The sequence below is a fragment of the Bradyrhizobium semiaridum genome, assembly GCF_020329505.1.
GTDB lineage: Bacteria > Pseudomonadota > Alphaproteobacteria > Rhizobiales > Xanthobacteraceae > Bradyrhizobium > Bradyrhizobium semiaridum.
In genome coordinates this window covers 162,445-183,252 of record NZ_JAGKJJ010000006.1, presented here as the reverse complement: position 1 = coordinate 183,252, position 20,808 = coordinate 162,445, and the positions used below count along the sequence as shown (strand labels likewise).

Here is a 20,808-nt window from a genome sequence, read left to right as displayed (position 1 = left end):
ATTGCAGGCGCGACGGACGGTGCGGGTTTGCTAGTTGATGAACTTGCAGCCGCCCGCATTCTCGGGACGGAAGGCCTTGTCGCCCGAGATCACCGCGATCTTCTGATAGTAGTCCCAGGGATATTTGCTCTCGTTCGGTGCCTTCACGCGGTAGAGCGACAGGTCGTAGACGACGCGACCATCCTTGCGGATGTGCGCGGGGCGGCCGAAGAAATCGACCGGCAGCTTGCGCATCTCGGCGTTGACCGCCTTGGCTTCATCGCTGCCGCCGGCCTCGATCGCCTTCAGGTAATGCCGCACGGCCGCATAGGTCGCCGCCTGCAATTTGGTCGGCTCGCGCTTCTCGATCTCGAAGAAGCGTTTTGCGAAGGCGCGGCTGCCGTCATCATCATCCCAATAGTACTGCGAGGCGATGTACATGCCCTGCGCGTCCTTCAGCCCGATCGAATGCACGTCGGCAATGAAGGTCAGCATGCCGACGATGGTCTGGCCGCCCTGCTGCAGGCCGAATTCGTGGGTCTGCTTCACCGCATTGACGGTGTCGGCGCCGGTGCCGGCCAGCGCCACTACCTTGGCGCCGGAGCTTTGCGCGGCAAGCAGGAAGGATGAGAAGTCGGTGGTGTTGAAGGGATAGCGCACCGCGCCGAGCACCTTGCCGCCGGCGTCGGTGACGGCGCGCGAGGCATCCTTCACCATCGCGGTGCCGAACGAATAATCGACCGCGACAAAGAACCATTCCTTGCCGACGCGCTTGCCGAGCTCGCCGACGAGGCCGGCCGACAGCGCGTAGGTGTCATCCGCCCAGTGCGTGATGACGGGCGAGCATTTGTCGCCTGTGAGGTCCGAGGTCGCTGCGCCCGAGACCAGCGCGGTTCGGTTGCTCTGGGTCGCGAGGCCGGCGACGGCGAGGCCGACCGAGCTCACCGCGAGGTCGGTCACCGCGTCGACATGGTCGATGTCGAACCATTGCCGCGCGATTCCGACTGCGACGTCCGGCTTGTTCTGGTGGTCCGCCGAGATGATCTCGACCGGCTTGCCCAGCACCTCGTTGTGAAAATCCGCAGCGGCAAGCTTGGCTGCGGTTACCGAGCCGGGGCCGCCGAGATCGCGGCCGCTGCCGTAGTCGCCGAGAACCGCGATGCGCACCACGCCGTCCGAGATGCCGGAGCCGTCGGGCGCGGCGAACGCGAGCGACGTCGAAACCAGCAGCGTCGCGATCGCCGAAGCCGCCGTGTGCCATCTCCGCGGACCACCAGTCTGAAGCAATTTGAACCTCCCGATCGCATTTTGCTATGTCCATCTAGTGGACAGTGTTCTCATAATCTGCGATAGTAACTGGGCGGACCGATCGGTCAAGCGCGCTCGGCGCAGTGCGCCCTGCCGGAATCGCTGAGGTGGACGGATGGCGAAGAAGCCCAAAGAGAGCCGGGAGAAAGAGAGTCGGGAGACTGAGGCCGAAACGGAGACCGAGCAGGGGGCGTCAGGCGTCCGCGCGGTGGATCGCGCCATCGCCATCCTGCAATGCTTCACGCCCGATCAGCCGGCGATGAGCGTGATCGAGATCCAGAAGCGCGTCGGATTGAGCCGGCCGACACTCTATCGTCTGCTGCAGACATTGGCGCAGCGCGATCTCATTCAGTCCGAGGGCGAGCCGCAGCGCTTTCGTCTGTCGCATGGCGTGATGAAGCTGTCGCATGTCTGGCTGAAGGGGCTCGATATCGTGACGACAGCGCGGCCGATCCTCGAAGGCTTGCGCGAGGAGACCGGCGAGACCGCCGCGCTGTTCCGCCTGCAGGAGGATCGCGGCATCTGCATTCTCGAATGCGAGAGCCGTCACGTGCTGTCGATCAGCCGCGGCGTCGGCGACAGCCTGCGCTTGACACAGGGTTCGAGCGGCAAAGCCATGCTGGCTTTCATGGACCCGGCGCGGCAGGCCGAGCTTCTCGCCACGATCCCGGAGAAGGCCGATCGCGCGCGGCTCGAGGACGCCCTGACATCGGCGAGACGCAACGGCTACGCGACGAGCCATGGCGAGATCTTCACCGGAACGGTCGCGGTCTCCGCGCCGTACTTCGATCATCGCGGCAGCGTCGCCGGCTCGGTCGGCCTCTACGGGCCAAGTGCGCGGATCGACCAGCAGAAGCTGCTGGAATTCTCAAAGCTGGTGTGCGACGCCGGCCGGCGAATTTCGCGGCTGCTGGGATCTCAGGACGGCGCGCCCATCGCATAGGGCTTCAGCACCGCATATAGCATGTCGTGCGTCGGCGTCGGCACGCCGAGCTTGCGGCCGAGCGCGACCACCTTGCCGTTGAGCCAGGGCAGTTCGAGCCGGTTGCCGCGTTCGAGGTCGAGCGCCATCGACGCCTTCATCGCCGGCGGCGCGTGCCCGATGAAGTCGAGCACCTTGGTCAGCGCATCGTCCGGCAGCTTGATGCCGCTGGCCTTGGCGACCGCGATGGTCTCCTCGCAGGCCGCGACGAACAGAGGCCGCAGATCGGGATCGTCGCGCAGCTTGCCGATCGGCTGCCGGGTGACCGCGGTCATGCCGGCATTGGTGGCGAGCAGCACGAACTTCATCCACAGCTCGGTCGTGATCTGCTCGCTCAGCGTGGCGTCGAAGCCGGCCTTCAGGCACAGCGCATGCAGCGCCTTGCCGCGCGGCGTGATGCTGCCGTCGAGCTCGCCGAAAATCATCCGCATGAAGGTACCGACTTGGTTGATCACCCCCGGCCTGATGATCGAGGCGCTGATCTGGGCAACGCCGCCCATCACCGCCTTGGGTCCGAGAATCGGGAGCAGCCGCTCCGGCGCATCGATGCCGTTCTGCAGCGGGATGACGGCGGTGTCCGCGCCGACCATCGGCTTGATGTGCGCGCCCGCGCTTTCGACATCCCACAGCTTGACGCAGAACAGCACGACATCGACCGGCCCGACGCTGGCCGGATCGTCGGTCGCCTTGGTCGGCACCAGATGGGTTTCGCCGCGGCCACCTTGGACCCTCAGCCCTTCGCTGCGCATCGCCGCGAGATGTGCGCCGCGCGCGATGAAGGTCACGTCCGCGCCGGCATGCGCAAGCGCCGCGCCAAACCCGCCGCCGACGCCACCGGCGCCTACCACTGAAATCCGCATGATCCGTCTCCTCGCGTCCGTCGTCCTTGGCTGCACCCTCGACAATATCGGCGCTTTTCTCAACCCGCTTGCCGTGAAAGCCGCGCGACCGTACGCCCGCTGGCAGCCCGTGCCATCTTCCTGCGTTGAACTTGCCCGCTTGAACCGCTAAGCCATTCCACCAACGTGGGAGACGGCGGGTGGAAAAGACAGGGCCGACGGCGGTCGCGCTTGACGACGCGACGGTGGCGTTTCGGTTGGCGGACGGACGCGTCTATACCGCGGTCGAGAAGGCAAGCCTGGCAGTGGCCCATGGCGAGTTCGTCGCCATCGTCGGCCCGACCGGCTGCGGCAAATCGACGTTGCTGAACGTTGCGGCCGGGTTACTGCGGCCGGCGGGCGGCGCCGTGCGCATTTTCGACCAGCCGCTGGCCGGCCTCAACCGCGACGCCGGTTACCTGTTCCAGGCCGACGCGCTGTTCCCGTGGAAGACCGCGATCGACAATGTCGCGATCGGGCTCGAAATCACGGGCACGCCGCGTGTCGAGGCACTGGCCCGTGCGCAGAAATGGCTGGGCTCGGTCGGGCTCGGCGCCTTCGCGGGTCGCTATCCGCACATGCTCTCCGGCGGCCAGCGCAAGCGCGTCGCGCTGGCGCAAGTCCTGATCCGCGATCCCAAGATATTGCTGATGGACGAGCCGTTCGGCCCGCTCGATGCGCAGACCCGGCAGATCATGGGCAACCTGCTCCTGGAATTGTGGAGTGCCGACCGCAAGGCGGTGCTGTTCGTTACCCACGACCTCGAGGAGGCGATCGCGCTCGCTGACCGCGTCGTCATCATGTCGGCCGGCCCGTCCGCGCGCATCATCGGCGACTGGCGCATCGCGCTGCCGCGGCCGCGCGACATTTCGGAAGTTCGCATGGAAAAGGATTTTCACGCCCTGCACCGCGAGATCTGGAGCGTGCTGAAGGACGAAGTGATGAAGGGCTATGTGCAGTCGACCCAGGCGGGGGCCGCCTGATGTCGCGCATCACGCTGCTCTATCTGCAGGTCCTGGTTGCCGTCGTCGCGCTGGTGCTGTGGCAGTTCTTCACCACGGTGCCGCTGTTCGGCAGGATCCTGCTGCCGCCGTTCTTCTTCTCCAATCCGGTCGACGTGTTCAGCCAGATCGTCAAGTGGTTCTCGACCGGCGTGATTTGGAAGCATCTTGCGATCACGCTGTGGGAATCGATCCTCGCCTTCGTGATCGGCTCGGCCGGCGGCATCCTGGTCGGCTTCTGGTTCGCGCGGCAGCCGCGGGTCGCCGCGGTGTTCGATCCCTATGTGAAGATGGTCAACGCGCTGCCGCGCGTGGTGCTGGCGCCGATCTTCGCGCTGTGGTTCGGGCTCGGCGTCTGGTCAAAGGTCGCGCTCGGTGTGACCCTCGTGTTCTTTATCGTGTTTTTCAACGTCTATCAGGGCGTCAAGGAAGTCCCGACCACGGTGCTCGACAACGGCCGCATGCTCGGCATGAACGAGCGGCAATTGATGCGCCACGTCTACTGGCCGTCGGCGCTGTCCTGGATGTTCTCCTCGCTGCACACCTCGGTCGGCTTCGCGGTGGTCGGCGCCGTGGTCGGCGAATATCTCGGCGCCGCGGCCGGGCTTGGTTATCTGATCCAGCAGGCCGAAGGCGTGTTCGACGTTGCCGGCGTGTTCGCCGGCATGTTCGTGCTGTCCGCCTTCGTCCTGCTGATCGACATGGTGGTGACGCTGGTCGAGAAGCGGCTTTTGGTGTGGCGCCCGACCGCGGTGCGCCAGGATTAGGGTCGGGGACAATGCCCCTCGGCTGCACGTTGTATGGATGTTTTTTCGAGACGGCTGTTACGGCGACGTTACAGGAAAGGTGTAGGCGTGGGCGCTCATGCGTGAGCTATGCGGGAAACGGACGCTACGCGGTACTTGACGCCGGCTTCGATAGCTCGCACACCTAGACGTACCGTTCAGCGAACGTCATGAAATGCCGCGCTTTTGCATGGCAAGTCGATCAGATAATGATGGCCTCACGCCCGAGCATCAGGATCGCCCGAAAGGCCCACTTCAAAGCTGAGGCGGACTTTGCCACTTGGCTCATGATGGCGAAGCTCGGGAGCTTCGACGACCTGCCTCCGAATGCGCAGGCGGTCTTGCTCGATTATAGAGCGAGGCTTGAGGCGATGAGCGAGGCCGACTCGAAAGCAGCGGCAGTTCGCGAGGTCTACACCGGTTACTATCGCGAGATGGGCGGCCTTGGCACGGCGCCGGAGCTGGATGCCGTTGCAATGTCGGCGGCCAAAGGGGCCGCACGGTCTCAGACACCGCGTAAGCCTCCGCCGGCCCGGCTGGCCGCGGCCGCGCCCGACAGACCCGCCGGCCGGAAATCCGTGCCGGCCCTGCTGATCTTCGCTGCCATGGTGGCCCTGATCGTCGCCTACACGTTTCTCATGAATTGAACCGTCTTCAATCTGCTTCGCGAAGAGAAGATCCAATGGAGCTCAACAGCGCAGATCTTTCGACGATACTCAATCGTATCCTCGATACCGCCGCGGACAATCTCAGGGTCGCAAAGATACTGGTGCAATTGGGGCTCGATCCCAACAACATCACCTACGATGCGCTGTTCAACCGGCTGCTCGAAATCGGCTTGGCCAACATAACGCTTGCCAACATGTTTGCATTGATTGGCGCGATCTTCTTTGTCGCGACCTTGCTGATGCAGACCATGGTGCCGCTGCGCGTCGCCAATATGGCAGGCTGTACATTCTTCGCGACCTTTGGTGCGCTGACGGGAAACGTCAGCACTTTTCTGCTTTATCTGTTGTTGCTGCCGATCAATGCCGTTCGCCTCCGTCAGATGCTCAGGCTGGTGAAGAAGGCGCGGACTGCGACACAGGGTGACATGTCGATGGAATGGCTCAGGCCTTTCATGACCGAGCGCCGCTACAAACGGGGCGACAGACTGTTCAAGAAAGGTGACGTTGCGACGGAAATGTTTCTGACCGTCACCGGAAGATTCCTGGTCAAGGAAATCGACGTCGAGCTTCCGCCAGGGCGTCTCATGGGAGAACTAGGCTTCCTTACGCCGAATAACCGACGAACCGGGACGGTCGAATGCATAGAGGACGGACAGGTTCTCACCATCACCTATGACAGGCTGCTTGAGCTCTATTTTCAAAGTCCGCAATTCGGCTACTATTTCCTCGTCCTGACCAGCCAGCGCCTGCTGGAAAACATCGCGCGGCTGGAAAAAACCATCGCGCAACAAAGTGCCGGATCGCAGACGGTGGCTGCCAGTGACCCGCCTTGAGCTTGGCGGTCGATGTGATGCGCGATATCGCGGCGACCTGATCCGCGCTAACGCGCCGCATCGATCAGTTCGCGGATCTTCGCGACGACCCCGGCGTCCACGGGATTGTAGACCACCATGCTGAGATCCGGCCGGCCATCGACTGCGAATACGGAGTACTCGAATGCGATCGGGCCGAGGATCGGGTGCCGCAGATGCTTGACGCCGTCGCCATGGCTGCGAACGTCATTGTCGCGCCACAGCGCCGCGAATTCGGGGCTGAGCCGGCACAGTTCGTCGACGAACGGCTGCACCGCCGTCGCGGCGCCGGCGCGGGCCGCATCGACCCTGAACGCGCCGACCACGAAGCGCGCCACGCTCGCCCAGTCGTATTGTGCGGCGCGGACCCGCGGATCGAGGAAGATGAAGCGCAGGATGTTGCGCTGGTGCGGCGGCAGCGCGCCGTAGTCCGTCAGCACGACGGTCGCCGCCTTGTTCCAGGCGACCACGTCCCATGTCGCGGTCCTGATCACCGCCGGGCTCGGCGACAGCGCCTCGAGCACGCGTTGCAGCCGCGGCGTCACACCTTCGCTGCGCTGGTAGCGCACCTCGGGTGCGCGGCCGAGCCCGAGCAGGAACAGGTGCTCGCGCTCGACATCAGTCAGCATCAGCGCCCGCGCTATGCGGTCGAGCACGTCGGCTGACGGCGCGCCGCCGCGGCCCTGTTCGAGCCAGGTGTACCAGGTCGGGCTGATATTGGCGCGCTGCGCCACCTCCTCGCGGCGCAGTCCCGGCGTGCGCCTTCGTTCCGCGGGAAAGCCCAACGCGGCCGGATCGAGCTTGCTGCGGCGGTCCTTCAGATAGGCGCCGAGCAGGTTCTCGTGAGCGAGCGGCTCGCTCATCCTGTTATCTAGTATACCATGATATAGTCACTACTTTACCAGAATAGCGTGAGCCGCGAAATTTGTCGCCAGCTAAACTGGAGACTTTGCATGCGCGTGTTTGTCACTGGAGCCACCGGCTGGGTCGGTTCGGCCGTCACCAGGGAATTGATTGCCGCCGGCCATCAGGTGCTGGGCATGACCCGGTGGGACAAAGGCGCGGAGGCGCTCGCCGCCGCCGGTGCCGAGGTTCACTACGGAACGCTCCAAGATCTCGACAGCCTCAGAAGCGGGGCGGCTCAGGCGGACGCGGTGATCCATTGCGCCTTCAACCACGACTTTTCGAGATTCGCGCAGAACTGCGCCGATGACCGCCGCGCCATCGAGACGCTCGGCGCGGTGCTGGAAGGCTCCAGGCGTCCGCTGATCACGACGTCGGGTGTCGCGCGCGTGGCTCAGGGCCGCGTCGCGACGGAAGAGGATCCGCCGATCCCGGTCTCCGATTCCTATCCGCGTGCGTCGGAGGCGACGACGACGGCGGTAGCCGCGCGCGGCGTGCGCGCTGCCGTGGTGCGGCTACCGCCCTCGGTGCACGGCCATGGCGATCACGGCTTCGTGCCGCGCCTCATCGCGATCGCGCGCGAGCAGGGCGCCTCGGCCTATATTGGAGACGGGCAAAACCGCTGGCCCGGCGTGCACCGGCTTGATGCGGCGCGCGTCTATCGCCTGGCGCTGGAGCGCGGCGTCGAGGGTGGGCCATTCCATGCGGTGGCCGACGAGGGCGTGCCGTTCAAGGCGATCGCCGAGGTGATCGCGCGCCGGCTCGATGTTCCGCTGGTCTCGAAATCACCCGCCGAGGCGGCCCTGCATTTCGGCTGGTTCGCAAGGTTCGCGGCCTTCGACGTGCCGACCTCGAGCGCACGCACCCGCGCGGCACTCGGCTGGCAGCCGCAGCAGCCGGGCCTGCTCGCGGATATCGATCATGAGGCGTATTTCGCGGTAGGACGTAGAGCGTAGGGTGGCACGACGCTCCGTGCCTCTGCCAGCCTTACACAGCGACGTATTCTGCCGTCATCGCGAGGAGCGACGCAACGAAGCAATCCAGCGGCCCGCATATGCTGATGGGATGGACTGCTTCGCCGAGCCTGTCATCGGGCGCGCATCCGCGCGACCCGTTGGCTCGCAATGACGATCGAGAGCTTTGAACCAATCCAGCAGCTTCGTATCGTCAGGCGCCTGCGGCGGAATGCTATGTCGCCGCGGCGAGGTTGACCAGCTATCGGAAAGCCGCCTTCTCAAGCCTGCCGCACTGCATTATGTTGCCGCCAAATTCGAGTGGAGGACGTCATGAGGACGATATTTGGCAGGCTGGCCGGCGCAGTGCTGGCGCTCGTGGTCAGCACGGGTCTTGCCGCAGCGCAAAGCAAGGTCACGATCGCCATCGGCGGCGGCGCCTGTCTGTGTTATCTGCCGACTGTGCTGGCCAAGCAACTCGGCGAATACGACAAGGCCGGGCTCGCGGTCGAACTGGTCGACCTCAAGGGCGGCTCGGACGCGCTCAAAGCCGTGCTCGGCGGCAGCGCCGACGTCGTTTCCGGCTATTTCGACCATTGCGTCAATCTCGCCGCCAAGAAGCAGGAGCTGCAGGCCTTCGTGGTCTATGACCGCTATCCCGGCCTCGTGCTGGTGGTCTCGCCGAAGCACACCGGCGAGATCAATGCGATCAAGGATCTGGCCGGCAAGAAGGTCGGCGTCAGCGCGCCAGGCTCCTCGACCGATTTCTTTCTGAAGTATCTGTTGAAGAAGAACGGCATCGATCCGATGAACACCGCGGTGATCGGCGTCGGCCTCGGCGCCACCGCGGTCGCCGCGATGGAGCAGGGCCAGATCGATGCCGCCGTGATGCTCGATCCCGCCGTCACCGTGCTGCAGGGGACTCACAAGGACCTCAAGATCCTCAGCGACACCCGCACCCAGCACGATACGCTCGAGGTGTTCGGCGGCGAATATCCGGGCGGTGCGCTCTACTCGACCACGGCCTGGGTCAATGGCCACGAGAAGGAAGCACAGGGCTTGACCGACGCCATCATGGCGACCCTCAACTGGATCCATTCGCATTCAGCGGAAGAGATCATGGCCAAGATGCCGGACGAGATCGTCGGTAAGGACAAGGCGCAGTATCTCGCCGCGCTCAAGAATACGATTCCGATGTATTCGCAGACCGGCAAGATGGACCCGAAGGGGGCCGAGGCCGTGCTCGCGGTGTTCAGCACCGGCTCGCCCGAGGTGGCGAAGGCCGGCATCGACGTCACCAAGACCTACACCAACAAATTTGTCGACCAGGTCAAGAAAACGACCGGATCGAACGCGAAGTAGACATGATGCGATCCGGCGGGGCCGCGTCGGAACAATGCTCGGGCTAGGAAGTGACGCGGTGAATGGCATGCAGGTTCCGGTCATTCAGCGCGTCACCACGCTTGACCTGACATTGCAGCAGCGCCCGTGGCCGTTCGCGGATCAGCGCCGCGCCGAGATCGATGCGCACTTCGCTGTGCAGCAGCGCGCCAAGCCGAGCCTGTGGAACGGCCGCGTGCTGCTCGGCCGCGATCTGGTGTTTGCGGACGACCGGCTCAGCGCCAATTATTTCGAAACCGATTTTGCCAGCTTCCTCGCCTGGCGCGACTGGGGCTTTCCCGATCCGGAGATCTTCAACGGTTTCGGGATGGGCGCGCTGCTCGCCAGCGACGGCGCCTTCGTGCTCGGCGAGATGGGCGAGCACACCGCCAATCCCGGCCGCATCTACTTTCCGTCCGGAACGCCCGATCTCGACGACATCAGGGGCGACACCGTCGATATCGCCGGCAGCGTGCTGCGCGAGCTCGAGGAGGAGACCGGCCTGTCACCGGCCGATTGCCGCGCGGATACGGACTGGCACTGCATCTACACCGGGCCCGCGCTCGCGATGATGCGGATCCTCCGCGCCGACGCGCCGGGCGAGGAGTTGCGCGCGCGGATCGAGGCCAACCTCGCGCGGCAGGACGATCCGGAACTGGCCGCCATCCACCTGGTGCGCAGCCGCGCCGATCTCACCGGCGCGATGCCGCGTTTCGTCACCGCGTTTATCGAAACGCAGCTGTCGGCGTAGCCGTGCATTGTCGCCTTTCTCACGGTGAAGCGCCGATCGCCAGGATCGGCCGTCGCTGATGGCCCTTGACCGAAAGCAGACTGTGCAGCGGGACGCCTGAGACTCTCCTGGATTTGCAACCAGGTGCTGAAGCTTTGATCAGCCCTGCGCCGTGCGGACGCAGCCATTGCGCTTGACATCCTCGGTCGCTGCCTCTGTGATAGGGCAGCACGACAACCATAAAAATGCAGTGCACAATCTCTGGGGAGGGATTTCATGCCGGTCATGAAGGGTGCCCGCTGGCTTGCGGGTCTGTCCGTCGCGATTGCGGCATTGTGCGTCACGGTGAACGCCCATGCGCAGGACAAGAAGATCAAGATCGGCGTGATCTTCGACCTCACCGGTCCGCTCGCTGGCGGCGGTTCTGAGCTGAACTATACCGGCGTCAAGATCATGCTCGACCATTACGCCAAGACCGGCGTCGAAGGCTACAAGGTCGAGGCGGTCTATGCCGATGCCCAGAGCAAGCCCGACATTGCCATCAACGAAGCCGTCCGCCTGCTCGAGCAGGAAAAGGTCGACATGGTAATGGGCTTCTTCTCCTCGGCGCAATGCGTGCCGGTGGCTGCCCGGGTCGAGCAGCTGAAGAAGTTCATGTGGATGACCACCTGCATTTCCTCGTCGGTGTTCGATGGCAAGAAATACAAATACGTGTTCCGCCCGCAGGCGAGTGGAGACCAGTTCGGCTTGATGACGATGGATTTCATCGCCAACCAGGCGCAATCCAAGTTCGGCAAGGAGCCGAGGGACCTGCGGGTCGCGATCATCCATGAGGACGGCGCCTATGGCGTCGACGTCGCCAAGGGCAATGAAGCCGGGGCCAAGAAGGCCGGCTTCAACATCGTGCTGAAGGAGGGCTATTCAGCGACCGCGCCCGACCTCTCGGCGCTGGTGACCAAGCTGAAGCGCGCACGGCCCGACGTGATTTTCCACACCGGCTACAATCCGGACATTACGCTTCTGTTCCGCCAGGCGCGCGAGCAGGGGCTGAAGTTCGGCGCCATCGTCGGCCATGGGGCGGGCTATGGCGTCTACGAGAAGCTGAAGGAAGGGCTCGGCGGCGACGCCAATTATCTCTTCAATACAGACCCGATCTCGATCTGGCTCGCCAACCAGACCAGCATGGACAAGAAGCTGCCGCCGGTGATCAAGATGATCGGCGAGGCGTTCGACAAGCTGAAGCCCGGCGTGCCGATCCGCTCCGCCCATGTCGGCATCGGCGCCTCCAACGCCTATGTATTCATGGACGACGTGCTGCCGCGCGCGATCAAGAAATATGGCGGCGTCGATCCCGACGCGCTGCGCAAGGCCGCGCTCGACACCGACATTCCCGAGGGTGGGACCATGCTTGGCTTCGGCGTCAAGTTCTACGGCGAGGGCGAGCAGTTTGCCGGGCAGAATTCACGCTCGTTTCCGGTGGTGCTGCAATATATCGACGACAAATCCTACGTGGTGTGGCCGAAGAGCCAGATGCAGCGCGAGACCGTGCTGCCGCTGCCCGCCGGCACCACCTACAGCTACAAGTAACAGCGCACAATGAGATTAGGTAGAACGGCAGCCGCGAAGAAACTGCGCTCCCTCTCCCGCTTGCGGGGGAGCGCCGGGGTGGGAGCTCTCTCCACGAGCCACGTCGTGGAAAGAGCCCCCACCCGCATCGCGATGCGATGCGACCTCCCCCGCAAGCGGGAGAGGTGCAGTGAGCCAGCGGCCGGGCTGATTGAACCTAACCTCATCGTGCTCTAGCGTTTCGGAAGGAATCGCCGTGCTCGCGGTCGAAGGCCTGGTCAAGCGGTTTGGCGGCTTTCGCGCCGTCAACAACGTCTCGTTCCGCGTCGAGCAGGGCGAGATCCTCGGCCTGATCGGCCCGAACGGTTCCGGCAAGAGCACGATCTTCAACATGCTCTCCGGCACGCTGTCGCCGACCTCCGGCTCGATCCTGTTCGACGGCCGCGAGATCGCGGGCCTCGCGCCGCACCGGATCATCAATAGCGGCATCGGCCGCACCTTCCAGATTCCGCGGCCGTTCCATCGCCTCAGCATCTTCGACAACGTCTCGCTCGCCGGCTTCTACGGCCAGGGCCGCCACAGCCGCGCCAAGGCGGAGGAGGCGGCGGAGCGCGCGCTGGCGATGGTCGGCCTGCCGACCGATCGCCATGCCAGCGTCGAGGGGTTGGGAGCTGCAGGCTTGAAGAAGCTCGAACTGGCCAAGGCGATCGCGACCGGGCCGAAACTGCTGCTGGCCGACGAAAGCCTCGGCGGGCTCGACGAGCACGAGATGGACCAGGCCGCCGACATGCTGCGCCGGATCCGCGACGAGCTCGGCATCACCATCATCTGGGTCGAGCACATCATGGGCGTTTTGATGCGGGTGGTCGACCGCGTCATGGTGCTCGATCACGGCGAGAAGATCGCCGAAGGCTTGCCCGCCGATGTTGCCGGCGACCGCCGCGTCATCGAGGTCTATCTCGGCACCGATGCGGACGCCTCGCTCGCGGCCGCCGCGGCGGCGCAGGCGCGCCGCCGGATCGGGGCGTGACGCATGCTGGAATTGAAATCGATCGACGCAGGTTACGGCAGCTTCCAGGCGCTGTTCGACGTCAGCCTCGACGTCAAGGCGGGCGAGGCGGTCGGCGTGATCGGCCCGAACGGCGCCGGCAAGACCACGTTGATGCGGGTGATCTCCGGCCTGATCCGTCCGATCAAGGGCCGCATCGCGATGGAGGGCACCGACGTCGCGGCGACACCCGCGCACCGCATCGTCAGCCTCGGCATCGCCCATGTGCCGGAGAACCGCCGGCTGTTTCCGCGGCTCACGGTCGCGGACAATCTGAAGATGGGCGCCTACATGCCGGGCGCGCGCGCCAAATATGCCGAGCGGCTCGATTTCGTGTTCGACCTGTTCCCGCGCATGAAGGAGCGCCGTAACCAGATGGCCGGCACCATGTCCGGCGGCGAGCAGCAGATGTGCGCGATCGGCCGCGCGTTGATGTCGAACCCCAAACTGCTGCTGCTCGACGAACCCTCGGCGGGGCTGGCGCCGGTCGTGGTGCAGCAGGTGTTCGAGCTGGTCAAGCGCATCCGCGCCAGCGGCCTCACCGTGCTGATCGTCGAGCAGAACGTGCAGCAGGTGCTGCGCGTGGTCGACCGCGCCTACCTCCTGGAAGCCGGCAGCATCCGCGCCGCCGGTACCGCCGAAGAGCTCGCGGCCAGCGACACCATCAGACAGGCATATCTGGGGGTGTAGAGGATGATGAAAGTAGATTGGGCAGGCGTGCTCACGCAGTTTCCCCGTCATCCTGAGGTGCGAGCCCTGCGGCGCGCTTGCGCCGCGGGGCGAGCCTCGAAGGAGGAATCGGCCACCAGCCGGGCCGTGCATCCTTCGAGGCTCGCCCAGCAGCGCAGTTGCGCTGCAAGGCTCGCGCCTCAGGATGACGGTTGTGCCAGTTCAATGGAAGACGTCGCGGTCTAAGGCAGTGTGAGAGCATGCAATCCTTCCTCGACATCTTCGACATCTACCTCTTAGAGGCCGTGATCAACGGCATCCTGCTCGGCGGCGTGCTGGCGCTGCTCGCGCTCGGGCTCAACCTGATCTTCGGCGTCATCGACGTCACCTGGATCTGCTATGCCGAGCTGGTGATGATCGGCATGTACGGCATGTACTATCTCGTGCAGGTCTACCACTTGCCCTATTGGGCGGCCGCGCCGCTGGTCATCCTGCTGGTGGCGCTGCTCGGAGCGGCGCTGCATTACCTCGTCATCGCGCCGCTGCTCACCGCGCCGCCGATCAACCAGCTGCTCGCCACCGGCGGCGTGCTGTTCATCCTGCAGAGCTTTGCCACCGTCGCCTTCGGCATCGACTTCCGCAATCTCGGCATCCGCCTGCCGGTGCTGGCGCTCGGCGAGATGAATTTTTCCTACGCACGGCTGCTGTCATTCGTGGCGGCGCTGCTCGGCATGATCGGCGTCTATCTGTTCCTGACCCGCACCTTCACCGGCACCGCGATCCGCGCCATCGCGCAGGACCGCCAGATCATGCCGCTGATGGGCGTTGATACCAAGCGCATCTACCTGATCACCTCGGCGGTCGGCGGCGGGCTTGCCGGCCTCGCCGCATGCCTCCTGGTGCTGCAATACGACGTGCATCCGTTCGTCGGCCTGTCGTTCGGCCCGATCACCTTCCTGATCTGCGTGCTCGGCGGGCTCGGCAATTTCATCGGCGGCTTCATCGCCGCCTTCGTGTTCGCCGAGATCATCTCGCTCGGCGGCCTGTTCTCCGACCTTGAATGGGGCTACGTGCTGGCGTTCGCCTTCTTCATCGTCATGATGTTCATCCGGCCCGCGGGCCTTCTGGCGAGGCGCTCGTGAACAGGCAGCTCGCAGGCTGGATCATCGCGCTGATCGTGCTCGTCGCGGTGCCGTTCGTGCACCGCGATCCCTATCACCTGCACATCCTGGTGCTGATCCTGATCTGGTCGTTCGCCTACACATCGTGGTCGATCATGGGCCGCTTCGGCCTGGTCTCGCTCGGCCATGGCGGCTTCATGGGCATCGGTGCCTATGTCACGGCGCTGCTCTGGAACCACCTCGGCATCACGCCGTGGATCGGCATTCCCTTGAGCATGGCGACCGCCGGCGTGCTGGCGCTGATCGTCGCCTATCCCTGCTTCCGCTTCCGCATCACCGGGCACTACTTCGTGCTGGTGACCTTGGCGCTGTCGGGCATCGTGCTGCAGGTCATCACTGCGACGCGCGACTATACCGGCGGCTCGCTCGGCTACACGCCGCAGCGCGCCCCGAGCGGCAAGGGACTCATCGCGCTGCAATTCGACGACAAGACCACCTGGTATCTGATCGCGTTGACGGTCTGGGTGGTTGGCCTCGCGGTCTGGCGCGCCATCGACCGCAGCATGAGCCGCCATGCCATGGAGGCGATCTCGGAGGACGAGGACGCCGCCGCCGCCGCCGGCGTCAACGTCACCGCCGAGAAGCTCAAGATCACGCTGATCTCGGCGCTGATGACCGCACTGGCCGGCGCGCTCTACTGCCAGTACCAGATGTTCATCTCGCCCGACACGGTCAGCGGCATCGCGGTCTCGCTGCAGATGGTGTTCGCGGCGATCGTGGGCGGCGTCTATGTCGCGCTCGGGCCGACGGTCGGCGCCATCATCACCATCCTGCTCGCGGAGGTGCTGCGCATCTCGTTCGGCACCAAGGCGGTCGGCTGGGACAATCTGGTCTATGGCGTGCTGCTGGTGCTGTTCATCATCTTCCTGCCCAAGGGCATTCTTGGTAGCGTGATCGACCTGGTCAAATCGCCACGCAAGCCGCCGAGAGGTCATGAGCAACAAACCGTCCCCATCGCTCGCCGATGAACTAAAACCCTTTGTCGCGCCGTTCCGTTACGACGGCGCGAGCGAATTCCACCTCAAATCGTTCCGGACCGCCGAGAAGGGCGGCATCGACAAGGATGCGGGAAGCAAGATCATCGAAGCGAACCGCAAGCGGCTCAACGATTTCCAGGAAAGGCTCTACGCCCAGGACCGCTGGTCGCTGCTCTTGATCTTCCAGGGCATGGACGCCGCCGGCAAGGATTCTGCGATCAAGAGCGTGTTCGAGGGCGTCAACCCGCAGGGCTGCGAGGTGTGGTCGTTCAAGCAGCCGTCGAGCCGCGAGCTCGATCACGATTTCATGTGGCGCGCGATGGTCGCGCTGCCGGAACGCGGCCGCATCGGCATCTTCAACCGCTCTTATTACGAGGAATGCCTCGTGGTGCGCGTGCATCCGGAGGTGCTGGAGAGGCAGAAGATCCCGAAGAAGCTGGTGACGAAAAACATCTGGCGCGAGCGCTTCGAGGACATCTCGGCGATCGAGCGCTATTTGTCGCGCAACGGCACCGTGATCCTGAAGTTCTTCCTGCATGTCTCCAAGGAGGAGCAGCGCCAGCGCTTCCTCGCCCGGCTGGAGGAGCCGGCGAAGAACTGGAAGTTCTCGATGGCTGATGTTGCCGAGCGCAAGCTGTGGGCGAAATACCAGACCGCCTACCAGGACATGATCCACCACACCTCGACCAGGGAGGCGCCGTGGCACATCGTCCCCGCCGACCACAAATGGTTCGCCCGCGTCGTGATCGGCTCGACCATCGTCGACGCCCTCGACAGGCTCGACCTGAAATTCCCCGAAGTCGACAAGGCGGACCTCAGCGAATTCAAGCGCGTCCGCGACGCGCTGCTGGCGGAGGGGAAGGGCGGCGCGGAAGGGAACGGAAAGAAGGCGAAGAAGAAGTAGCGCCGTCAGGTGAGCACCTGCTCAGACTCCCTCTCCCCTTGTGGGAGAGGGTTGGGGGTGACGGGTGGACCCGGGCGAAATGATCGACATGGGTGCCGCGCCCTCGCAATCTCGACCGCGCGCGTCGAAGCGCACGATCGAAGGAGCACGTCGTGTGGGATCCCTCTCCGTAACCCTCTCCCGCAAGGGGAGAGGGAACCGTTCGGCCGATACGTCCCTTACCGCAACGTCAAATCTCGAAAAACAACCCCATGCAAAGGAGCTGGCGGGTGCATTCGGCGCCGGCCTTGACACGTCGGGCAACTCATCGGTACTATTCTATTGTTCCGAAATGGCGCCGGGCCTATCGTCCGTTGCATTAGGTCAGCTCTGCTGTCTCTCTTTCCCCATTGCGGCGGCTTGCCATAATCGTCTAGAACGACCGCACCATGCGCCCCGGCAACCAACCGTCAACGGTTTTGCCCGAGGATCTGGGCGCTCAAAGGGTCTGGCAATGCTGATTCGCGGCCAAATCGATGGGATTCTCGGGGAGGTGGCCTTGGCTACCGCCACGATCCCGGCCGCAGCGCGCACCCTCCTTCTTGGCGGCCTGCTTCTTACCTGCCCCTGAGGGCCGGCTGGGCAATTGCGCCTGGGCACTCAGGGGTTTGACGAGATCACCAGACCCTGACATCGCCCCAAGGAACCCAGAAGCAACCGGACGGGCGCAAAGCTTTTAGAGGAATTCGAGACATGGCCACCGTGAACAAGTCCGAAAAGGACCGCGTCATCATTTTCGACACCACCTTGCGCGACGGCGAGCAGTGCCCCGGCGCCACCATGACCTTCGAGGAGAAGCTGGAGGTCGCCGAGCTCCTGGACGACATGGGCGTCGACGTGATCGAGGCCGGTTTCCCGATCACCTCGGAGGGCGACTTCCAGGCGGTCAGCGAGATCGCCCGCCGCTCCAAGAACTCGGTGATCGCCGGTCTCTCCCGCGCCCATCCGGCCGACATCGACCGCTGCGCCGAAGCGGTGAAGTTCGCACGGCGCGGCCGCGTCCACACCGTGATCGCGACCTCGCCGCTGCACATGCGGGTCAAGCTGAACAAGACCCCGGAGGAAGTGATCGAGACTTCGGTCGCGATGGTCGCTCGCGCCCGCAACCAGATCGACGACGTCGAATGGTCGGCCGAGGACGGCACCCGCAGCGAGATGGACTATCTGTGCCGGATCGTCGAAGCCGTCATCAAGGCCGGCGCCACCACGGTGAACATCCCCGACACCGTCGGCTACACGGTGCCGGAGGAATACACCCACTTCATGCGGACGCTGATCGAGCGGGTGCCGAACTCCGACAAGGCGATCTTCTCGGTGCACTGCCATAACGACCTCGGCATGGCGGTGGCGAACTCGCTGGCCGGCATCATGGGCGGCGCGCGCCAGGTCGAGTGCACCATCAACGGCATCGGCGAGCGCGCCGGCAACGCCGCGCTGGAAGAGATCGTGATGGCGATCAACGTGCGCAATGACCGCTTTCCGTACTGGAACAAGATCGACACAACGCAGCTCACCCGCGCCTCGAAGGTGGTATCGGCCGCGACCTCCTTCCCGGTGCAGTACAACAAGGCGATCGTCGGCCGTAACGCCTTCGCCCATGAGAGCGGCATCCATCAGGACGGCGTGCTGAAGGACGCCTCGACCTACGAGATCATGAAGCCCGAGATGGTCGGGTTGAAGCAGTCCTCGCTGGTGCTCGGCAAGCATTCCGGCCGCCATGCCTTCATCCACAAGCTGGAGGAGATGGGCTACAAGCTCGGCGCCAACCAGCTGGAGGATGCGTTCACGCGGATGAAGGCGCTGGCCGACCGCAAGAAGGACATCTACGACGAGGATATCGAGGCGCTGGTCGACCAGGAGATGGCCGCTGCGCACGACCGCATCAAGCTGGCCTCTCTGACCGTGATCGCCGGCACCCATGGCCCGCAGCGCGCCACCATGAAGCTCGACGTCGACGGCCAGATCAGGATCGAGGAGGCCGAGGGCAACGGCCCGGTCGACGCGGTCTTCAACTGCATCAAGCGCCTGGTGCCGCACGAGGCCAAGCTCGAACTGTATCAGGTGCACGCGGTAACCGAAGGCACCGACGCGCAGGCCGAAGTCTCGGTCCGCCTCGCCCATGAGGGCCGCTCGATGACCGCCCGCGCCGCCGACCCGGACACGCTGGTCGCCTCCGCAAAGGCCTATCTCGGCGCCCTGAACAAGATCGTGATGAAGCGGCAGCGCGACGTCCCGGCCGCGAAGGTCGCGGGCTGACGGACGGTTAGAGGCAATACGAAACGCGGCGCTTCGGCGCCGCGTTTTGTTTGGGCGTCCGCCTTTCAAACCAGTCATCCCCGCGCAAAGGCTTCGCCTTTGTCGCTGGAGCGGCCGCGAAGCGGTGTCTCGACGGATGCACGGCCCCACTGCTTCAACGCGTCACAATCACCTCGAGGAAAGCCCGGGCCGCCGCCCCTTCGAGACGGCCGCTGCGCGCCCCCCAGGTAACCGGTTGGTTAGTTCAACTTGCTCGCTGTCGTCCCCCGGCTTGACCGGGCGATCCAGTACGCCGCGGCCTATCGGCTCAATAGCGACTGTCTCTGGAATACTGGATCGCCCGGTCCATGTGGGCAATTGCGCGCAGGCCGGGCGATGACAGCGATGGGTGAGGACAAGGCTCCACACTCACTCAGGATGGCGGCAATAAAGTTGTAGCGAGCAGCCTCCCCACTTCGTCGTCCTGGCGAAAGCCAGGACCCATAACCACCGAATTCGATTGAGAGCGGAATTAGCGGCCCAGCGTCGCGCTACGACAAGCGGCTGGGGCAATGGGTCCTGGCGTTCGCCAGGACGACGCCGGACATGAACACCCGTATTGGAATCTGTTGCCGATTTTGAGGCAAGTACTGGAATCCGTTTCCACGCCGCGGCCCGGCCGCCGTCGCAATTGGGATTTTTTGCACCCCGGCCGGCGCTAACCTTGGCGCGTCCATCCCCGCCGGGACACTACCCATGTCGCTTGCCTCCATCGCCGTCGACCTTCCGCAGCGCAGCCCGACGGCTGCGGAAGCCGCGCTGACGCGCCGCGTCGATCTCACCACGCTGCGTCTTTTCATCGCGGTCTGCGACGAGCAGAACCTGACCCGCGCCGCGCAGCGCGAGGGGATCGCGGCCTCGGCGGTGTCGAAGCGGATGAACGATTTCGAGCTCGCTTTCGGCGTCACGCTGTTCAAGCGGCTGGCAAAGGGCATGGCGCTGACGCCGGCCGGCGAGGCGCTGCTGCATCACGCCCGCGTCACGCTGCTCAATGTCGAGAAGATCGCGGTCGAGCTGTCGGAATATTCGCAAGGCGTGCGCGGCCATGTCCGCATGCTCGCCAACCTCTCGGCGATCGTGCAGTATTTGCCGGAGGATCTATCCGCCTTCTTCGCCGCGCATGAGCTGCTGCGCGTCGATTTGCAGGAGCGGCCGAGCGGGCAGGTGGTGCGCGGCATCGAGGAGGGCGCGGCCGAGATCGGCATCTGCTCGGCCGAGGCCGACAGCCGCGCGCTCGAGGCCTTTCACTATCGCTACGACAATCTGGTCGTGGTGATGCGGCCGGATCATCCGCTAGCCGGTCGTGACAGCCTGCTGTTCACCGAAACGCTCGATTACGATCACATCGGCCTGCACACCGCGAGCTCGATCTATCTGCGCTCGCAATATGCGGCGACGCAGGCGGGCAAGACGATGCGGCTGCGCATCAACGTGCCCGGCTTCGATGCGGTATGCCGCATGGTGCAGGCCAATATGGGCCTCGGCCTGATCCCCGACCGCGCCTTCGCGGTGGTCGGCGCCGGCATGGGGCTGCGTGCGATCCCGCTGCGCGACGCCTGGGGGCGGCGCGAATTGAAGCTGGTGGTCCGCGATGCCGCGCACCTGTCCGTGACCAGCCGCCTGATGCTGGATTATCTGCGCGCCCCGGAGACTGCGCGAGCGGGACAGGCAGGATAGATCAAGGCGTACCAGCGCAAGCAAAGCGCCGTCG

At 64.6% G+C, this 20,808-nt stretch carries 19 protein-coding genes; 16 read left to right on the top strand and 3 right to left on the bottom strand.

What is annotated here, in order from left to right:
- Window positions 1-30: 30 nt before the first annotated feature.
- Entirely contained in the window at window positions 31-1,266 is a 1,236-nt protein-coding gene (locus J6500_RS09685) for an ABC transporter substrate-binding protein (protein WP_225712461.1), read from the bottom strand.
- A 136-nt stretch (window positions 1,267-1,402) separates the two neighbouring features.
- On the opposite strand from J6500_RS09685, the gene J6500_RS09680 reads away from it, so the two are divergent.
- Complete coding sequence (locus tag J6500_RS09680; protein WP_225712460.1) at window positions 1,403-2,230, top strand: IclR family transcriptional regulator; 828 nt, start codon at window positions 1,403-1,405, stop codon at window positions 2,228-2,230.
- Here the strand turns inward: J6500_RS09680 and J6500_RS09675 are convergent.
- Complete coding sequence (locus tag J6500_RS09675) at window positions 2,206-3,129, bottom strand: 2-dehydropantoate 2-reductase (RefSeq protein ID WP_225712459.1); 924 nt, start codon at window positions 3,127-3,129, stop codon at window positions 2,206-2,208. The genes J6500_RS09680 and J6500_RS09675 overlap by 25 nt on opposite strands.
- Before the next feature lie 179 nt (window positions 3,130-3,308).
- On the opposite strand from J6500_RS09675, the gene J6500_RS09670 reads away from it, so the two are divergent.
- From J6500_RS09670 to J6500_RS09655, 4 genes are all read left to right on the top strand, one after another.
- On the top strand, window positions 3,309-4,130 hold the full coding sequence (locus J6500_RS09670; protein ID WP_225712458.1) for an ABC transporter ATP-binding protein: 822 nt from the start codon (window positions 3,309-3,311) through the stop codon (window positions 4,128-4,130).
- The gene (locus J6500_RS09665) at window positions 4,130-4,915 is read left to right on the top strand and encodes an ABC transporter permease (protein ID WP_225712457.1); all 786 of its coding nucleotides are present in this window, start codon (window positions 4,130-4,132) and stop codon (window positions 4,913-4,915) included. The genes J6500_RS09670 and J6500_RS09665 overlap by 1 nt, the downstream gene beginning before the upstream one ends.
- Window positions 4,916-5,145: 230 nt before the next feature.
- Window positions 5,146-5,580: a hypothetical protein gene (locus tag J6500_RS09660; protein WP_225712631.1), complete on the top strand. Its 435-nt coding sequence runs from the start codon at window positions 5,146-5,148 to the stop codon at window positions 5,578-5,580.
- Window positions 5,581-5,615: 35 nt separating this feature from the next.
- Window positions 5,616-6,434 carry a Crp/Fnr family transcriptional regulator gene (locus J6500_RS09655; RefSeq protein ID WP_225712456.1) on the top strand — a complete coding sequence of 273 codons (819 nt, stop codon included), beginning with the start codon at window positions 5,616-5,618 and terminating at the stop codon, window positions 6,432-6,434.
- 47 nt (window positions 6,435-6,481) lie between these two features.
- On the opposite strand, the gene J6500_RS09650 is transcribed toward J6500_RS09655, so the two are convergent.
- A complete protein-coding gene (locus tag J6500_RS09650; protein WP_225712455.1) occupies window positions 6,482-7,315 on the bottom strand; it encodes a helix-turn-helix transcriptional regulator in 834 nt (277 codons plus the stop codon).
- A gap of 90 nt (window positions 7,316-7,405) precedes the next feature.
- Between J6500_RS09650 and J6500_RS09645 the strand changes: the two genes are divergently transcribed.
- The 11 genes from J6500_RS09645 to J6500_RS09595 all read left to right on the top strand — a co-directional run bounded on the left by J6500_RS09645 (window position 7,406) and on the right by J6500_RS09595 (window position 20,774).
- Window positions 7,406-8,311: an SDR family oxidoreductase gene (locus J6500_RS09645; protein WP_225712454.1), complete on the top strand. Its 906-nt coding sequence runs from the start codon at window positions 7,406-7,408 to the stop codon at window positions 8,309-8,311.
- A 330-nt stretch (window positions 8,312-8,641) separates the two neighbouring features.
- The gene (locus J6500_RS09640; RefSeq protein ID WP_225712453.1) at window positions 8,642-9,670 is read left to right on the top strand and encodes an ABC transporter substrate-binding protein; all 1,029 of its coding nucleotides are present in this window, start codon (window positions 8,642-8,644) and stop codon (window positions 9,668-9,670) included.
- A gap of 67 nt (window positions 9,671-9,737) precedes the next feature.
- Entirely contained in the window at window positions 9,738-10,439 is a 702-nt protein-coding gene (locus tag J6500_RS09635; protein ID WP_225712452.1) for an NUDIX hydrolase, read from the top strand.
- A gap of 255 nt (window positions 10,440-10,694) precedes the next feature.
- Window positions 10,695-12,005 (top strand): ABC transporter substrate-binding protein, encoded by a 1,311-nt coding sequence (locus tag J6500_RS09630; protein ID WP_225712451.1) that lies wholly within the window; start codon window positions 10,695-10,697, stop codon window positions 12,003-12,005.
- Between the two features lie 235 nt (window positions 12,006-12,240).
- Window positions 12,241-13,014 (top strand): ABC transporter ATP-binding protein, encoded by a 774-nt coding sequence (locus J6500_RS09625; protein ID WP_225712450.1) that lies wholly within the window; start codon window positions 12,241-12,243, stop codon window positions 13,012-13,014.
- Between the two features lie 3 nt (window positions 13,015-13,017).
- A complete protein-coding gene (locus J6500_RS09620; RefSeq protein ID WP_225712449.1) occupies window positions 13,018-13,722 on the top strand; it encodes an ABC transporter ATP-binding protein in 705 nt (234 codons plus the stop codon).
- Between the two features lie 239 nt (window positions 13,723-13,961).
- The gene (locus J6500_RS09615) at window positions 13,962-14,843 is read left to right on the top strand and encodes a branched-chain amino acid ABC transporter permease (RefSeq protein ID WP_225712448.1); all 882 of its coding nucleotides are present in this window, start codon (window positions 13,962-13,964) and stop codon (window positions 14,841-14,843) included.
- Complete coding sequence (locus J6500_RS09610; RefSeq protein ID WP_225712447.1) at window positions 14,840-15,850, top strand: branched-chain amino acid ABC transporter permease; 1,011 nt, start codon at window positions 14,840-14,842, stop codon at window positions 15,848-15,850. Before J6500_RS09615 ends, J6500_RS09610 begins: the two co-directional genes overlap by 4 nt.
- On the top strand, window positions 15,816-16,763 hold the full coding sequence (locus tag J6500_RS09605) for a polyphosphate kinase 2 family protein (RefSeq protein WP_225712446.1): 948 nt from the start codon (window positions 15,816-15,818) through the stop codon (window positions 16,761-16,763). The genes J6500_RS09610 and J6500_RS09605 overlap by 35 nt, the downstream gene beginning before the upstream one ends.
- A gap of 732 nt (window positions 16,764-17,495) precedes the next feature.
- Window positions 17,496-19,058 carry a 2-isopropylmalate synthase gene (locus J6500_RS09600; protein WP_225712445.1) on the top strand — a complete coding sequence of 521 codons (1,563 nt, stop codon included), beginning with the start codon at window positions 17,496-17,498 and terminating at the stop codon, window positions 19,056-19,058.
- A 735-nt stretch (window positions 19,059-19,793) separates the two neighbouring features.
- A complete protein-coding gene (locus tag J6500_RS09595) occupies window positions 19,794-20,774 on the top strand; it encodes a LysR family transcriptional regulator (protein ID WP_225712444.1) in 981 nt (326 codons plus the stop codon).
- Window positions 20,775-20,808 lie beyond the last annotated feature (34 nt).

Coding starts and splice junctions, on each gene's coding strand:
- J6500_RS09680 (WP_225712460.1), top strand. CDS start 1,403: ATGGCGAAGAAGCCCAAAGAGAGCCGGGAGAAAGAGAGTCGGGAGACT.
- J6500_RS09675 (WP_225712459.1), bottom strand. CDS start 3,129: ATGCGGATTTCAGTGGTAGGCGCCGGTGGCGTCGGCGGCGGGTTTGGC.
- J6500_RS09665 (WP_225712457.1), top strand. CDS start 4,130: ATGTCGCGCATCACGCTGCTCTATCTGCAGGTCCTGGTTGCCGTCGTC.
- J6500_RS09660 (WP_225712631.1), top strand. CDS start 5,146: ATGGCCTCACGCCCGAGCATCAGGATCGCCCGAAAGGCCCACTTCAAA.
- J6500_RS09655 (WP_225712456.1), top strand. CDS start 5,616: ATGGAGCTCAACAGCGCAGATCTTTCGACGATACTCAATCGTATCCTC.
- J6500_RS09650 (WP_225712455.1), bottom strand. CDS start 7,315: ATGAGCGAGCCGCTCGCTCACGAGAACCTGCTCGGCGCCTATCTGAAG.
- J6500_RS09645 (WP_225712454.1), top strand. CDS start 7,406: ATGCGCGTGTTTGTCACTGGAGCCACCGGCTGGGTCGGTTCGGCCGTC.
- J6500_RS09640 (WP_225712453.1), top strand. CDS start 8,642: ATGAGGACGATATTTGGCAGGCTGGCCGGCGCAGTGCTGGCGCTCGTG.
- J6500_RS09635 (WP_225712452.1), top strand. CDS start 9,738: ATGCAGGTTCCGGTCATTCAGCGCGTCACCACGCTTGACCTGACATTG.
- J6500_RS09630 (WP_225712451.1), top strand. CDS start 10,695: ATGCCGGTCATGAAGGGTGCCCGCTGGCTTGCGGGTCTGTCCGTCGCG.
- J6500_RS09620 (WP_225712449.1), top strand. CDS start 13,018: ATGCTGGAATTGAAATCGATCGACGCAGGTTACGGCAGCTTCCAGGCG.
- J6500_RS09615 (WP_225712448.1), top strand. CDS start 13,962: ATGCAATCCTTCCTCGACATCTTCGACATCTACCTCTTAGAGGCCGTG.
- J6500_RS09605 (WP_225712446.1), top strand. CDS start 15,816: ATGAGCAACAAACCGTCCCCATCGCTCGCCGATGAACTAAAACCCTTT.
- J6500_RS09600 (WP_225712445.1), top strand. CDS start 17,496: ATGGCCACCGTGAACAAGTCCGAAAAGGACCGCGTCATCATTTTCGAC.
- J6500_RS09595 (WP_225712444.1), top strand. CDS start 19,794: ATGTCGCTTGCCTCCATCGCCGTCGACCTTCCGCAGCGCAGCCCGACG.